The sequence below is a fragment of the Marinobacter orientalis genome, assembly GCF_004792665.1.
GTDB lineage: Bacteria > Pseudomonadota > Gammaproteobacteria > Pseudomonadales > Oleiphilaceae > Marinobacter > Marinobacter orientalis.
Window position 1 is genome coordinate 1,256,868 of sequence record NZ_SRZX01000001.1, and the last position, 13,252, is coordinate 1,270,119.

The 13,252-nt window shown below is 57.9% G+C and carries 15 protein-coding genes; 8 read left to right on the forward strand and 7 right to left on the reverse strand.

What is annotated here, in order from left to right; all coding sequences use genetic code 11:
- Positions 1–11: 11 nt before the first annotated feature.
- On the forward strand, positions 12–719 hold the full coding sequence (locus tag DIT72_RS05895; protein ID WP_135954236.1) for a TVP38/TMEM64 family protein: 708 nt from the start codon (positions 12–14) through the stop codon (positions 717–719).
- Positions 720–1,252: 533 nt separating this feature from the next.
- Positions 1,253–1,951, forward strand: a complete 699-nt coding sequence (locus DIT72_RS05900) for an SDR family NAD(P)-dependent oxidoreductase (protein WP_135954237.1) — start codon at positions 1,253–1,255, stop codon at positions 1,949–1,951.
- A 10-nt stretch (positions 1,952–1,961) separates the two neighbouring features.
- On the opposite strand, the gene DIT72_RS05905 is transcribed toward DIT72_RS05900, so the two are convergent.
- On the reverse strand, positions 1,962–3,185 hold the full coding sequence (locus DIT72_RS05905; RefSeq protein ID WP_135954238.1) for an ADP-ribosylglycohydrolase family protein: 1,224 nt from the start codon (positions 3,183–3,185) through the stop codon (positions 1,962–1,964).
- A 51-nt stretch (positions 3,186–3,236) separates the two neighbouring features.
- Positions 3,237–4,823 carry an FMN-binding glutamate synthase family protein gene (locus DIT72_RS05910; RefSeq protein ID WP_135954239.1) on the reverse strand — a complete coding sequence of 529 codons (1,587 nt, stop codon included), beginning with the start codon at positions 4,821–4,823 and terminating at the stop codon, positions 3,237–3,239.
- A gap of 186 nt (positions 4,824–5,009) precedes the next feature.
- On the opposite strand from DIT72_RS05910, the gene DIT72_RS05915 reads away from it, so the two are divergent.
- The gene (locus tag DIT72_RS05915) at positions 5,010–5,768 is read left to right on the forward strand and encodes an alpha/beta hydrolase family protein (protein WP_135954240.1); all 759 of its coding nucleotides are present in this window, start codon (positions 5,010–5,012) and stop codon (positions 5,766–5,768) included.
- Positions 5,769–5,857: 89 nt separating this feature from the next.
- Complete coding sequence (locus DIT72_RS05920) at positions 5,858–7,237, forward strand: NAD-dependent succinate-semialdehyde dehydrogenase (protein ID WP_135954241.1); 1,380 nt, start codon at positions 5,858–5,860, stop codon at positions 7,235–7,237.
- Between the two features lie 50 nt (positions 7,238–7,287).
- On the opposite strand, the gene DIT72_RS05925 is transcribed toward DIT72_RS05920, so the two are convergent.
- Together DIT72_RS05925 and DIT72_RS05930 are read right to left on the reverse strand one after the other, a co-directional pair.
- On the reverse strand, positions 7,288–8,130 hold the full coding sequence (locus DIT72_RS05925; protein ID WP_135954242.1) for an alpha/beta fold hydrolase: 843 nt from the start codon (positions 8,128–8,130) through the stop codon (positions 7,288–7,290).
- Between the two features lie 32 nt (positions 8,131–8,162).
- The gene (locus DIT72_RS05930; RefSeq protein ID WP_135954243.1) at positions 8,163–8,810 is read right to left on the reverse strand and encodes a cysteine hydrolase family protein; all 648 of its coding nucleotides are present in this window, start codon (positions 8,808–8,810) and stop codon (positions 8,163–8,165) included.
- A gap of 249 nt (positions 8,811–9,059) precedes the next feature.
- On the opposite strand from DIT72_RS05930, the gene DIT72_RS05935 reads away from it, so the two are divergent.
- Together DIT72_RS05935 and DIT72_RS05940 are read left to right on the forward strand one after the other, a co-directional pair.
- Positions 9,060–9,662, forward strand: coding sequence for an SDR family oxidoreductase (locus DIT72_RS05935; protein ID WP_206081050.1), 603 nt, complete (start codon positions 9,060–9,062; stop codon positions 9,660–9,662).
- A 28-nt stretch (positions 9,663–9,690) separates the two neighbouring features.
- Entirely contained in the window at positions 9,691–10,089 is a 399-nt protein-coding gene (locus DIT72_RS05940) for an SDR family oxidoreductase (protein WP_135954244.1), read from the forward strand.
- 191 nt (positions 10,090–10,280) lie between these two features.
- Here DIT72_RS05940 and DIT72_RS05950 read toward each other — a convergent pair whose 3' ends face one another.
- Positions 10,281–10,502, reverse strand: a complete 222-nt coding sequence (locus DIT72_RS05950; RefSeq protein WP_135954245.1) for a hypothetical protein — start codon at positions 10,500–10,502, stop codon at positions 10,281–10,283.
- Positions 10,503–10,829: 327 nt separating this feature from the next.
- Between DIT72_RS05950 and DIT72_RS05955 the strand changes: the two genes are divergently transcribed.
- Complete coding sequence (locus tag DIT72_RS05955) at positions 10,830–11,261, forward strand: SRPBCC family protein (protein ID WP_135954246.1); 432 nt, start codon at positions 10,830–10,832, stop codon at positions 11,259–11,261.
- Here DIT72_RS05955 and DIT72_RS05960 read toward each other — a convergent pair.
- Positions 11,258–12,085 (reverse strand): sterol desaturase family protein, encoded by an 828-nt coding sequence (locus tag DIT72_RS05960; RefSeq protein WP_228260735.1) that lies wholly within the window; start codon positions 12,083–12,085, stop codon positions 11,258–11,260. The two genes, DIT72_RS05955 and DIT72_RS05960, sit on opposite strands and share 4 nt — an antisense overlap.
- Positions 12,086–12,099: 14 nt before the next feature.
- The gene (locus tag DIT72_RS05965; protein WP_135954247.1) at positions 12,100–12,756 is read right to left on the reverse strand and encodes an ArsR/SmtB family transcription factor; all 657 of its coding nucleotides are present in this window, start codon (positions 12,754–12,756) and stop codon (positions 12,100–12,102) included.
- 101 nt (positions 12,757–12,857) lie between these two features.
- Here DIT72_RS05965 and DIT72_RS05970 point away from each other — a divergent pair, with 101 nt between their 5' ends.
- The gene (locus DIT72_RS05970) at positions 12,858–13,202 is read left to right on the forward strand and encodes a DsrE/DsrF/TusD sulfur relay family protein (RefSeq protein WP_135954248.1); all 345 of its coding nucleotides are present in this window, start codon (positions 12,858–12,860) and stop codon (positions 13,200–13,202) included.
- The last annotated feature ends 50 nt before the right edge of the window (positions 13,203–13,252 follow it).

The following is a 13,252-nucleotide window of genomic DNA, read 5'->3' on the forward strand; positions in this document are numbered from 1 at the left end:
CTGGAAACCCAATGAGGGTGCCCTCCAGCTGGCCATTCAGGCTGGGCATTTCAGCGGCTGTTGTTTTGCTGATGCTGGTTCTGTGGCTGGTGCTGAGGCAGATGGGAATGCCTGCAAGCCTGTCGCCGGATGCCCTCTCGGCCTGGCTGAACGGCCAGGGTGTCTGGGGGCCGGTGTTTCTGTTTCTGATGATGGTGCTGGCAGTGGTGGTGGGGCCGATACCAACCCTGCCGGTCAGCGCTGCCGCTGGCCTTGCCTTTGGCGTGTTCACCGGCACCTTGCTGGCCGCGGCTGGCGCATTGACCGGTGCCATGATCGCATTTTCTGTCGCCCGTATACTGGGCCGGGAAGCTCTCAGGGAAAGGCTGTCGGCTAATCCGGTCTTTGCTTCCGACGGTTCCCAGCGTCTTTTGTTCTGGATGGTTTTCCTGACCCGCCTGATTCCATTGTTTTCTTTCGCGCTGATCAGCTACGCCGCCGGGGTGACGGCTATCCATGGTTGGCGGTTTGCTGTGGCTTCGCTGTTGGGGATGCTTCCCATGACCTTTGTGTTCGCCGGCCTTGGCACGACGTTTGAGCTGAACCCGGTTGTAACGGTGATGGCTGCCGTCGTCATTCTGTTCGTGATGACGATGCTGCCCTGGTATCTCAGCCGCAGGCCGGGCTCCAGGCTGGCACGCTGGTTGCGCCTGGACCTGAAACGCTGGAGGAATCCGTAAAGGTGGGTGGATCCCTCCATGGCGGATCATTCCGCAGAGACTTTGGCAACCGCAACCTCCTCTACAGTTTTGTCCGGGTAGCTGCGTGCCTCATTTACCCGGTCAGCCTGGCCATTCATGGCCAGTGCGGCAGTGGCTGAGAACGAAAGTGCGATAGCGCCGAGAATCAGTGTCAGTTTTTTTCATGATTTGTTACCTCGTTTTCTATGGGGAGATGCGGCGCTTTCCAGTGACCGGTCAGGCCGCGCTTACGGGATATAGACAACCGACAAGCCCTTTTCGTTACATGTTGTCAATGAGCCGGGGGAAACCCGGGCCGGGGTTGCCGGCAACGGGCTCACCCTGTCCATCGGTGGCGCACCCTGAAGCATTACCTTTGCGTTCAACTCAGGCCAGGGTAACGTGGAGACAGCGTTGAGCCAACGCGATGAAACGGCCTGTGCGCCCTGCGGGGCGCCGTGTCCGTCAACACGGGAATGACCAGTTTCTGATACTGACAAACGAGCCGGTGCAGCCGGCAGGAGAGACAGCAGATGAACAAGGTATGCGTAGTGATGGGTGTGGGTCCGGGCAATGGCGAGGCCTATGTGCGGCGTTTCAGCGACGAAGGCTTTCAGGTGGCGATGCTGGCCCGCAGCGAAGACTATCTGAAGCAGCTGGAGCAATCGGTCACCGGTGCCCATGCTTTTACCTGTGACATGATGGAACCGGAGCAGATCACCGCGGTGCTGGCCGCCATCGAGAGCGAGCTCGGACCGGTTTCGGTGATGATGTATAACGCCGGTGGCGGTGTGTTCAAGAACGTGGAAGAGGCCAGCCTGGAAGAGTTCGAAGCCAACTGGCGTCTCAATGTTCGAGGTCTTGTGGCGGCCACCAAGGCTGTATTACCGCAGCTGCGTCAGCATGATACCGCCAGTATTATAATTACCAGTGCGTCGGCGGCGACCCGGGGCCGTGCCAACACCGCGCCCTTTGCCTCTGCCAAGGCGGCCCAGCGTAGCCTGGCCCAGTCACTGGCTCGCCAACTGGGACCGGAGAAGATCCATGTGGCGAATGTCGTGATTGATGGCGTGGTCGACCTGCCCCGGACTCGCGAGTGGCTGGCGGACAAGCCGGATGACTTTTTTGTGCAACCGGCGGCGGTGGCAGATGCGGTCTGGAATCTGAGCCAGCAGGACCCGTCTGCCTGGACCTTCGAGCTGGATATCCGCCCGTTCGGGGAAAACTGGTAAAAGGCAATTCTTACTGCACCGGACAGCCTTTTGGTTCGTTCTCCTGCTCCGTGGGTGCCCAAGTACCATTTACCAGTGACTCAATATCTGCAAACAGAGTATCGGCGTCCGTCACACGTGCCAACCAGCTCAGAGGGATGCCGCGCTCACCGCCGACGCCATGGAGCGCGGCCATGGCAGGACCGATAATCCAGGCGCGTCCACAGGAATCGCCCCCGCACTGGATATTGGCCCGGACAGCGTCGGTATAGCTGTCGGCGTGGCTGAGGATATGAAAGATCACCGGCATGGCCTCATGCAGATAGCAGGTGCGGCCAAAGGTGTCGCCGGCGCCTGCAGCATCCAGAAGGGAGCCGGACCGGGCTTTGTTGAGGTTTTCCGGGTCCGGAGCTTCCGGGGTAGCAGCATCCAGTGCTGCTGATAAGGGTTCACCCCTGAACAGCTGGTCCAGAAGTCGCGCTGCGCACCTCGCCCAGGCTACGGCTTCGTCATTATGATTGGTGACCCGGACAGCGGTTTCGGTGACTTCCATCAGTTTGTCGCTGCCACAATAGCAGGCCACCAGTGGCGGCAATTTGGAAACTGCCGGCAGTTGCATGTCATCGGCGCCACTTTCCGGCAGCAGTTGCCGGTCTATGGTTTCAGCAAGATAAACCCCTGCTTCCTGAACCTCCGTTTCAGGGTAGGTAGCGTTGATGGCCCGACGAACCGGTGCTGCCAGTTGCTCGCCACTCAGGCGCCGGGTGTAGGGCAAAACCTTCTGCACCAGTATCCGTTTCTGTTTTTCCGTCAGTTCGGTAGTGGTGGTCGATTGCGCGTGTTCAATGGCTTTCTGTTCGATGGTGTTCAGGTTGTCCAGAGTCACCCGGGTAGGGTTGTCGATATAACCACGCCAGTGGCCACCGGGCCCGAAGAACGCCCGAAAGCGCCGCTGGTAATCGCGGATGTCCAGTTTGCCCTCACTGGCCAGAAGACTGTCGGTCAGTACCCCCGTGGCGGCGCCGTAGTGGCTGATATCTCCGGACTGTTTGCCGCCGTGGGCAAAGTAACCGACTCCGCCTTTGAAATAGTCGGACTTCGGTGGCAGGAATTCCGGCGACTGCCCGCCCACCTCATGGATACGCTGGCTGTCGTAAAGCCAGTGCAAGCCCAGGCTGGCCGCATCCGCAACCCAGCCACCGGCGAGGGCGGCGATTATTACAGGCTTTCTGTTATTGGACACGTTGCTGGTCATTGGAAAACCTCTTTGGTCATGGTCAGTATTCGGAATCGGCAAAGCGTATGCCTAACGCCAACTGTACCCAGTTGCCTGACGCCAGTCACCGGCCCAGTCATCCGGGGCGCAGTCCGTATGTAACAGACACCCGCTTTCAATATGTGGATAAAGCTGAGCATAGTTCATAATGCTGCCCTGATTGACCCGACGGTTGATATCCGCGGCGTCCAGTTCCCCGAGCCGGTCCTTGCCCAGGATACTGAGCAGTTCCGCCAGGGTTTCCATGGAGGAATGGTGGTAGTTGGCAACCCGCATGCCCTTGTCAGTGACGTCGAGCTGTTTATAACGGGCGGGGTTCTGGGTAGTGATGCCGGTGGGGCATTTATCGGTATTGCAGCTGCGGGACTGGATGCAGCCCAGTGCCAGCATCATGCCGCGGGCTGAATTCACGGTGTCGGCCCCCAGCACCATCATCCGCAGCATGTGAAACGCAGAGAAGGCCTTGCCGGAAGCAATAATTCTGATCCTGTCGCGAACACCGATACCCCGCAGGGCATTGTGCACAAAATTCAGGCCGTCCCGCAGTGGCATGCCCACCGAGTTGGTCAGTTCCACCGGTGCCGCTCCGGTACCCCCTTCACCGCCGTCCACAGTAATGAAATCCGGCAGCAGGCCGGTTTCCAGCATCGCCTTGCAGATTCCGAGGAACTCGCGCCGGTTACCGGGGCAGAATTTGAATCCCACCGGCTTGCCACCGGACAGCTTGCGAAGCCGGGCTACGAAATGCAGCAATTCCAAGGGGTTGGTGAAGGCAGAGTGCACGGGCGGTGACAACACATCCTCCCCCAGGGGCACCATGCGGATACGGGCAATTTCTTCGGTAACCTTGGCAGCCGGCAACACTCCCCCATGTCCGGGCTTGGCACCCTGGGACAGTTTGACCTCGATCATCCTGACCACGTCGCGACCTGCCTGCTCCGAGAACAGCTGCGGATCGAAGACACCCTCTGGTGTGCGGCATCCAAAATAACCGGTCCCGATTTGCCAGATCAGGTCACCCCCGTATTCAAGATGCCAATCGCTGATTCCACCCTCGCCGGTGTTATGGGCAAAATTCCCAAGTTTCGCGCCACGGTTCAGTGCCATTACGGCATTGCGGCTCAGGGCGCCATAACTCATGGCAGAGATATTCAACGGCGAGGCTTCATAGGGCCTGGTACATTCCGGCCCGCCAAAAGTAACCCGCAGATCAACTGGAAGGCATTCCTTGGGTGCCAGCGAGTGGTTTACCCATTCGTAGCCGTCGCGGTAAACATCGAAGATGGTGCCGAAGGCGCGGGTGTCGTTGTCTTTTTTGGCGCGTTGATAGATCAGGCTGCGGAATTCGCGGTTGACCGGAGCGCCATCCAGATCGGATTCCACAAAGTACTGTTGCAGCTCCCGCCGAACCGACTCAAACAGGTAACGGAAATGGCCAACAACCGGATAGATCTTGAGCAGTGTGTGTTTTTTCTGGAAGAGGTCACGAATACCCAGTGCAATGAACGGGCCGATGACCAGCCAGGCCCAGTTAACGCCCGGCCAGACGATACCGGCGATAATCAACAAGGCGCTCAGCGCCAGACTCGAGATTATGAAAGCTTGACGGAAGACCATTTGGGGAATCCTGTTTCCAGCGCTGATGGTTGATTATTTGTCTGGATTAAGGGACACGCTTGCGGCCTGCCTGTTACAGGCTTCAGGAGATGGCAGATGCGTGGGGTAAATTTCTTTGTAACGAAGCAGGTGCGTGAGAGTCTATAGTGGTGGGAGTTCAGACAACGGGTTTAACAGAGAGTTACCATGACAAGATCCAAAGTAGAGTTTGTAAACGCACAGGGGCACAGCCTTGCCGGCTTGCTGGAACTGCCGGGCCAGGGCAAGCCTCGCGCCATGGCGCTGTTCGCCCATTGCTTCACCTGCGGGAAAGATATTGCTGCAGCCTCCAGGATCGGACGTGCACTGGCAAAGCATGGCATCGGCGTGCTGCGTTTTGACTTTACCGGGCTGGGTAGCAGTGATGGCGACTTCGGCAATACCAGTTTCTCTTCCAACATCGAAGACCTGCTGTCGGCCGGCGAATTTCTCGAGGAACATTATCAGGCACCCCGTATCGTCATTGGCCATAGCCTTGGCGGAGCTGCTGTGCTGGCGGCGGCCCAGCGCATGGCGTCCGTAGAAGCGGTTGCCACCATCGGGGCGCCGTCTACCGCCGATCACGTACAGCATCTGTTCGACGGCAAGGCCAACGAGATTCGTGAGCTCGGTGAAGCCGAGGTGACCCTGGCCGGGCGTAAATTCAATGTAAAGTCGCAGATGCTGGATGACCTGGTGCAATGGAATACACCGGACCACATCGGCAACCTGCGCAAGGCGTTGATCATATTTCACTCGCCGGTTGACCAGGTCGTGGACATCAGCGAAGCCGCCGCCATCTATCAGGCCGCGAAGCATCCCAAGAGCTTTATTTCCCTGGACAATGCCGACCACCTGCTCTCGAGGGCGGCGGATGCGGAATACGTGGCAGATATGCTGGTGGCCTGGTCCAGCCGGTATCTATAGGGCTATGTAGGCTAGCGCACCGACCTGGTAGCGCCTCGCAGTCTAGTGTCGGGGTTTCTTCCCTCATATTCCCCCACGGAGAAAACCTGATGTCAGACTCCAACAAGACCATTAACCCTGCCACCGAAGAAGCTCTTGAAACCTATCCCCTGATGTCCCGGCAAGAGGCCGAGGGTATTATCGAGCAGACCCACGATGCGTTTCTGAGCTGGCGCAAAACGACATTCAGCGAACGTGCCGGGATTTTGCGCAAGACCGCCGCGCTGATCCGGGAACGCCAGGACGACTACGCCGCACTGATGACCCGGGAAATGGGCAAGACCCTGACCGAAGGCAAGCAGGAGTGCGAGCTGTGTGCGGCTGTGTGTGAGTACAGTGCCGAGCACGGCCCCAAAGAGCTGGCGGATGAAACCCGGGAGCTCCCGGGTGGCCAAGCCCTGGTGTCCTATCAGCCTCAGGGCGTGATCTACGGCATACAGCCGTGGAACTTTCCGCTTTACCAGGTCATCCGTTACAGCGCCGCCAACCTGATGGCGGGCAACACGGTGCTGTTGAAGCACGCTGCCAATGTCTGGGGTATGGCGCTGGAAGTTGAAAAGCTTTACCGGGATGCCGGGTTGCCGGAAAACGCCTTCCGCACCCTGCTGATTGGCCACGATGTGTCGGATGCAGTCATCGAGCACAAACTGGTGCGGGGTGTCACGCTCACCGGTAGTCCCAACGCGGGACGCGCGGTGGCCCAGCGTGCGGGTAAAGTGCTGAAGAAGACCGTACTTGAGCTGGGCAGCAACGATGCCTATCTGGTGCTGGCGGACGCTGACGTGCAGAAGGCGGCCGAAGCCTGTGTCCTGGGCCGTACCAATAATGCCGGCCAGACCTGCGTGGCCGCGAAGCGTTTTATCGTTGTTGACTCGGTCTACGACGAGTTTCGGGATGCTTTCCTGGCCGGGATGAAAAAACTCGCCGTCGGTGACCCCACCCGCAGTGACACCCAGATGGGCCCCATGGCGCGTTCGGATCTGCGAGATGGCCTTCATGAACAGGTTCGGAAATCGTTTGATGCAGGTGTCACTTGTACTCTGGGGGGTGAAATCCCCGAAGGCAAAGGCTACTTCTATCCGGCAACCGTGCTGGAAAATGTTGCGCCAGGGCAGCCGGCCTATGACGACGAGTTATTTGGCCCGGTGGCCGCGCTGATCCGGGTAAAAGACGACGCCGAGGCGATGCGGGTTGCCAACGACTCCATCTACGGTCTGGGCGGCGGCATCTTCTCTGCCAATGAAGACGAAGCCCTGCGCCTGGCCCGCGACGAATTCGACACCGGCATGATCAATATCAATGGCTACAACCTGGCCCTGCCCAATCTGCCCTTTGGTGGTGTCAAGCAGAGTGGCTATGGCCGTGAACACGGCGGTTTTGGCATGCGCGAGTTTGTGAATGTGAAGGCGGTTATGGTGGCCCAGTCCTGATTCAGACTTCAGCGGCCTCGGTTAACGCGAGGTCCGCGATGATCTGGTGCTTAATGCTGGTTCAGAAAATCCTGGATCAGGGCGCTGATCTGATCGGGTTTTTCTTCCAGCAGAAAGTGGCCGACATCGTCAATTACGGTAAGTTTGGCGTTGGGTATCGCCTGTTCCAGGCGAGGGCCATACTCTGGTTTCTGGAAGGGGTCCTTCTCCCCCCAGACAATCAGGGTGAAATGCGGTAACTGTGAAAGCTCGTCGGATATAGCGAGAGTGTATTCGCTGTTCAGGCGCCGCAGATTTCGGAAAAAGGCCCGCTTTCCTTTTTCGGTGGACCAGGGTTTCGTGTAGAGGTCAACGACCGATTCGGTCATGACCTGCGTATCGACAACGCCCTTTGGCAGAAAGCCACGAATCATCTCGACGAAATCATCGAGTGCCATGTCGTCTTCAGCTCCGGGTTTCTGCAAGGGCTCGAATTCCGGAATGGGCCAGGAGTCGAAGCAGATGCTGTCAATCAGCACCAATCGGTCGACGCGCTCGGGTCTTTCGACCGCCATGAGTTGTGCCACGCCGCCACCAATGTCATGGGCAATCACATGAGCCCGCCGGATACCCAGTGAATCGAGGAGCCCGAACAGGATGCGTCGCTGGGCGTTGATTGAAACATCGGCGTTTGCGGGCATCCCCGACTGGCCATAGTTGAGAAGGTCCGGCGCAATAACGCGAAACTGTTTTGACAGCACCGGAATGACTTCGCGCCACATAAGGCCATTGCTCGGGATACCATGGATCAGCAGCAGGGGTACGCCCTTGCCTTCATCGATGTAGGCGATTTGATGGCCATCGACCTGGGTGAATTGTTGGGTGGATGTCGAGTTGACCTGATTACTGTCCATAAACTGATCTCCAGGTGAATGTGTCGTTCTGTTCAATCCAGCGAATTGACAGCTTCCCGGGTGGTCAGGGCCTCGCTGGCGATAAATTTAAAGTTGACCAGGGCGGCCTGATAGCCATCACCAAGCTCCGGATCGATGGCGGCTGCGGTGGCATCCGTGACCACGAACACCTCGAAGCCCTGTTCCACCAGGTCACGCAGGTGCGATTCGACGCACAGGTTCGCCGACATTCCGGCCAGGATGACCTTGCTGATTCCGTGCTTGCGAAGATTGAGTGCCAGGTCGTTGTTCTGGGGGCCGTAGACCTTGTGCGGGCTAACCACGATGGTGTTGTCGTCGTTCAGCAATGGCTTGAGCCGCTCCAGCCAGTCAGCGCCGGAGCCTTCAAATCCGGTCAGATCCAGCGGTCCACGGCGGGTGAACATGCCGATTTCATGCATTTTGGTCTCGAGCGTGCCGCCGAACTGCCACTCCTTGTCAGCGGGGTAATAGTAATGCGGCGACACAAACGTCCGGTAGCCGCCATTGCGGGCGGCGGTCAACAAGGCTTCCAGGTTGGCGATGGTGTTGTTCTCGCGAACGCTGTCGCTGACCAGACCCCAGGCGGCACCGTTTTCGCTGAGGAAATCATTCTGGGGGTCAGTCACAACCAGCGCGGTGGTTTTGTTGTCGATGTTCATACCGGGATCCTCGGAATTGGCCAAATTTATTCAGAACACACTTCAAAGGCCAGTTTTAGGAATGACGGTAGCGGTGTCGGTGCGTTGTCGCACTTAGCGGAGGACAGCGGCAACTCCAAAGCGGCGTAAGCGTTCGCTATCGAACAGACAGATCCCGCCAGATAATTCAGCTTCACATTCAAATTCACGAACATAGAGCAAACGAAACTCGCTAGCTCGCCCATTTCATTCAACCTGAAGGATTCCTCTATGAGCATGACCATTCTTGTCGCCGGCGCGACCGGCGGAACCGGCCAGCATCTGGTCCAGTACCTGATCGACCAGGGCCATAAGCCGACCGCGCTGGTTCGCGAAAGCTCTGACACCAACGCATTACCCAAGGGCCTCGACCTGCGGCATGGTGATCTGGCCGATCTGCAGGCTGGCGTTTGCGACGGCATGGACGCTGTAATCTTTGCGGCAGGCTCGGGTGGATCCACGGGCCCCGAAATGACCCGCAAAGTGGATCGGGAAGGCGCCAAACGCCTGATCGATCTGGCCCGTGAATCCGGCGTGAAACGTTTCGTGATGCTCAGCTCGATCGGCGCAGACCAAGCCAACCCCACGGGCGACATAGCCCCTTACCTGAATGCCAAACATGAAGCGGACGAACACCTGAAGGGCTCTGGAATGACCTACTCAATCCTGCGACCGGTGGCACTGACCAACGACGGGCGCTGCAGGAACGTGATCCTGGGCGCGAAGGTCGACAAATCTGCAAAGGCCTCCCGTGCGGACGTGGCCTATGTGCTGGCCGAGGCCGCCACGACAGGCCGTTACGACGGTATGGCGCAGGATATGCGGTCCGCCTGACTCATTCATATTCAAAGGAGAAGAACCCATGTCAGAAATCAATGGCAAGGTCGTCATCGTCACCGGCGCCAGCAGTGGTCTCGGTAAAGCCATCGCCCACCGCCTGGCCAAGGGTGGCGCAAAACTGGTGCTGCCCACCATGCGCGAACAGCATGGCGGCCAAATAATCAATCTCTCCTCCGTCGCCGGGCATAAAGTATTTCCCGCGTCGGCTGTCTACTCTGCAACCAAGTATGCGGTGAAGGCGCTTTCAGAAGGGCTTCGTCAGGAAGGCGACGGGGAAATCCATTCCACCAATATCTCGCCGGGGGCTGTGGCGACCGAGCTGACCAGGCAGGCTCAACGCGAATGCCCGGGTCCGTTGCGGTTGCAGCAATGTCAGAGGCGGCATGCAGTGCGTCACGAACAATGTGTCGCCTGGCCCTGAGGGGCATGTCCGGTTGATCTGGCGCTGGCTGGCGGGTGGTGACCGGTTCGAAAGCCATGGCGTTCTCCGCCAGCCACTCAGGGGTTGCTGTGAAATCCGTGCGTCCAGGGCGTCGCCCTGAACCAGCCGAGCCAGAATGCAGCTGTAGCCAACGCCCGGGCTTCATCACATGGCTGCCGTCTTCCGGCTCTTCACTTGTTTTTCAGATATTTAATCAGTGCCAGAATCGCAAGCACCAGAAGGGCGATAAGAAGAAGCCAGACAACTATCGTAAATATCCCCATGACTCCCGTACCGGGCATCATAAAGCCATCCATCATGCCGCCTCCCATACGCCCGGGACCGTCGGCAAGAGCTAAGAGGGGCAGGAAAAGCCCTGTCATCAAAATACACAGCTTCTCAAAAACTTTCATTTCAGTTTCTCCATATGTTTGGTGCCTCAATGCCATAAAAGGCGTTGCGGATGAGTCTGTAACACCTGTTCGCCTCTTGCAATAAATACAAAAAATCCGCGATTAGATCCGCAATCTATGCTGCATCGAGACGGTTTTATCCAGGATTTTGGAGGAATGTTCAGGGAAAAGTCCAGTGGGGCTGGCGGGCATCATCGCCCATGAAATCTGTGGCGCCGCGTGAGTCTTACCGGTAACCGGGTCGAGAAATGGCAACCTCTGAGCTAGGCTGACTGGAGCGGTAGGACAAAGAAATCCCATTTATTTGCAAGATCAAGGAGATTCTTCATGGGCAAAACCTATCAATCAATCGTGGTCAATACGCCGGCTGAGGCGGTCTGGGAAAAGCTTCGCGACTTTCATGACCTGAGCTGGGCGCCGGATGTGATAACCAATGTTGATGTTGTCGGGGACAAGGCAGGCGATCAGCCAGGCGCCAGGCGGGTGCTGAACGGGGCATTTCACGAGACCCTGCATGCTCTCGACGACGACAACCGGGAGCTCACCTACAGCATTGACGAGGGCCCTTCTCCGGTCTCTTCCGGCGAAGTCAGCAGTTACGAGGGGCATGTCCGGGTTCGTCCGGTAACCGAAGGCGATGGCGGCACCTTTGTGGAGTGGTACTCACAATGGAAAGGTAATGACGAGTCTGCCGCTGAATTCTGTCACGGCATTTACGCCGGACTGCTGGAGCAGCTCAAGAAAACCCTGGAGCACTAAACGTTCAGCCTGGCTTTTTCGTGAGCAGGCCGGAAAGGCTGGATCAGCATCCGGTCCAGGCGCAGATCCTGCACCGTGCGAAAGTCCTCAATTCCGATGGTCATGCCCAGATGGCCCTTTTCCGGCTGAGCGCGGTAGGTGCCGAACAGCCGATCCCACCAGGGCAGGTTGAAGCCGAAGTTGCTGTCGGTCTCCCGCACGATGACGGAGTGGTGGACCCGATGCATGTCGGGTGTCACCACAAACAGCCGCAAATATCTGTCAAACCAGAGCGGAAGGCGTGCGTTGCCATGGTTGAACATGGAAGTGGCATTCAGCAATACCTCAAAAATCACCACGGCCAGCGCCGGGGCACCCAGTGCCAGAACTACGGCCAGTTTGATGGCCATGGACAGAATAATCTCTATGGGATGGAAGCGCAGGCCGGTGGTCACGTCAAACTCCAGATCCGCGTGGTGCATCCGGTGCAGGCGCCAGAGCCAGGGCACGGCATGGAACAGCCGGTGCTGGAAGTAGATGGCGGCATCCAGCAGCAGAACCGATACAATGACCGTAAGCCAGCCTGGCAGCGACACCAGATTCAGCAAGCCCCAACCGTTTTCCGATGCCATAAAGGCTGTACCAACCGCCGCCACCGGAAATACCAGGCGTACCGCCAGGGTGTCCACAACAACGATAAGCAGATTGTTGGGCCAGCGGGTCAGTCGACCGATCTGCTGGGGCCTGCGCGCCGCAAACACTTCCCATACAGCCATCACGGCCAGCACTGAAAGAAAAAAACTGACCCGAATGAGGGGTTCGTGTTCAAGCAGTGTGTCGGTCACAACAGCGTCTCAGGTTAATGGATGGGCAGCCCAGCTGCTTTCCATTCTGGAAAGCCTTCGTCGAAACGACGCACCTGATAGCCCAGTTTCCTCAGGCGCTGAACCGCCTCGTGGGAAAGCACGCAATAGGGGCCGCGGCAGTAGGCAATAATTTCCCGGTCCCTGGGCAACTCGTCCAGCATGGACTCAAGCTGCCCCAGCGGAATATTGATCGCCGTGGGCAGGTGTCCTGCCTCAAACTCCTCTTCCGGGCGCACATCAAGTAATGCCACGTCACCACTATTCAGGCCCGAAAGCAGTTCATCCCGGGAGATGGCTTCCAGGGCTCCATCCGGGTTGGCATCGGGAAACATCCGGCTGACCAGGCGTTCCATTTCCGCAAGATTGGTTTCAGCCACCTCTCGCATCAGCCCCATGAGCGTCACAATCCGCTGGTCAGTGAGCCGGTAAAGCATCTGCTTGCCGCAGCGGGTGGCTGTAACCAGCCCGGCTCTGCGCAGATGTTGCAGATGCGCCGAGGCATTTCCGACTGTCAGGTCCGCTGTGCTGGCGAGGGTTTCCACGGAAGCCTCACCCTGGGCAATACGCTCCAGCAGCATGAGGCGGTGGCCACTTCCCAGAGCCTTGCCAACCTGGGCCAGGGTATCGAACAGATCCTGTCGGGATGTCATTGCTGTTTTGAGCTCCATCAAATTCTCGGAATTGTTACTTGACAGGTGATGACGTTATTTTATTCTAATGATAATTAGAATGTTGGCAAGAGGGAAAAGCCATGAATACGCTGATTATCATCAACGATCCTCCCTACGGTACCGAACGGCTCTATAACGGATTGCGACTGGCTCACGCCCTGCTGAAAAAGGAGTGTGATGTGACGGTGTTCCTGATGGGCGACGCAGTTACCGGGGCCAAGGCCGGGCAGAAAACCCCGGACGGTTTCTATAACGCGGAACGGATGATCAAACGCGTTGCTATCAAGGGCGCTGTGCTGATGTGCGGAACCTGTATGGATGCCCGCGGAATTACTGAAGAAGAAATGGTTGAAGGCGCCGACCGCAGCACCATGGACGCTCTGGCGGAGGCGACGCTGAGCGCCGACAGGGTGCTGGTGTTCTGAACAGGGGTTTCTCGCCGGTCAGATTGATGTATGTCACCCATAACGTCCGC

Bases quoted from the DNA above. Each gene is read 5' to 3' on its own strand.
- DIT72_RS05940 (WP_135954244.1), top strand. From the start codon at position 9,691: ATGTCAGAAATCAATGGCAAGGTCGTCATCGTCACCGGCGCCAGCAGT.
- DIT72_RS05965 (WP_135954247.1), bottom strand. From the start codon at position 12,756: ATGACATCCCGACAGGATCTGTTCGATACCCTGGCCCAGGTTGGCAAG.
- DIT72_RS05910 (WP_135954239.1), bottom strand. From the start codon at position 4,823: ATGGTCTTCCGTCAAGCTTTCATAATCTCGAGTCTGGCGCTGAGCGCC.
- DIT72_RS05925 (WP_135954242.1), bottom strand. From the start codon at position 8,130: ATGGACAGTAATCAGGTCAACTCGACATCCACCCAACAATTCACCCAG.
- DIT72_RS05930 (WP_135954243.1), bottom strand. From the start codon at position 8,810: ATGAACATCGACAACAAAACCACCGCGCTGGTTGTGACTGACCCCCAG.
- DIT72_RS05900 (WP_135954237.1), top strand. From the start codon at position 1,253: ATGAACAAGGTATGCGTAGTGATGGGTGTGGGTCCGGGCAATGGCGAG.
- DIT72_RS05950 (WP_135954245.1), bottom strand. From the start codon at position 10,502: ATGAAAGTTTTTGAGAAGCTGTGTATTTTGATGACAGGGCTTTTCCTG.
- DIT72_RS05955 (WP_135954246.1), top strand. From the start codon at position 10,830: ATGGGCAAAACCTATCAATCAATCGTGGTCAATACGCCGGCTGAGGCG.
- DIT72_RS05895 (WP_135954236.1), top strand. From the start codon at position 12: ATGAGGGTGCCCTCCAGCTGGCCATTCAGGCTGGGCATTTCAGCGGCT.
- DIT72_RS05915 (WP_135954240.1), top strand. From the start codon at position 5,010: ATGACAAGATCCAAAGTAGAGTTTGTAAACGCACAGGGGCACAGCCTT.
- DIT72_RS05920 (WP_135954241.1), top strand. From the start codon at position 5,858: ATGTCAGACTCCAACAAGACCATTAACCCTGCCACCGAAGAAGCTCTT.
- DIT72_RS05970 (WP_135954248.1), top strand. From the start codon at position 12,858: ATGAATACGCTGATTATCATCAACGATCCTCCCTACGGTACCGAACGG.
- DIT72_RS05935 (WP_206081050.1), top strand. From the start codon at position 9,060: ATGAGCATGACCATTCTTGTCGCCGGCGCGACCGGCGGAACCGGCCAG.
- DIT72_RS05905 (WP_135954238.1), bottom strand. From the start codon at position 3,185: ATGACCAGCAACGTGTCCAATAACAGAAAGCCTGTAATAATCGCCGCC.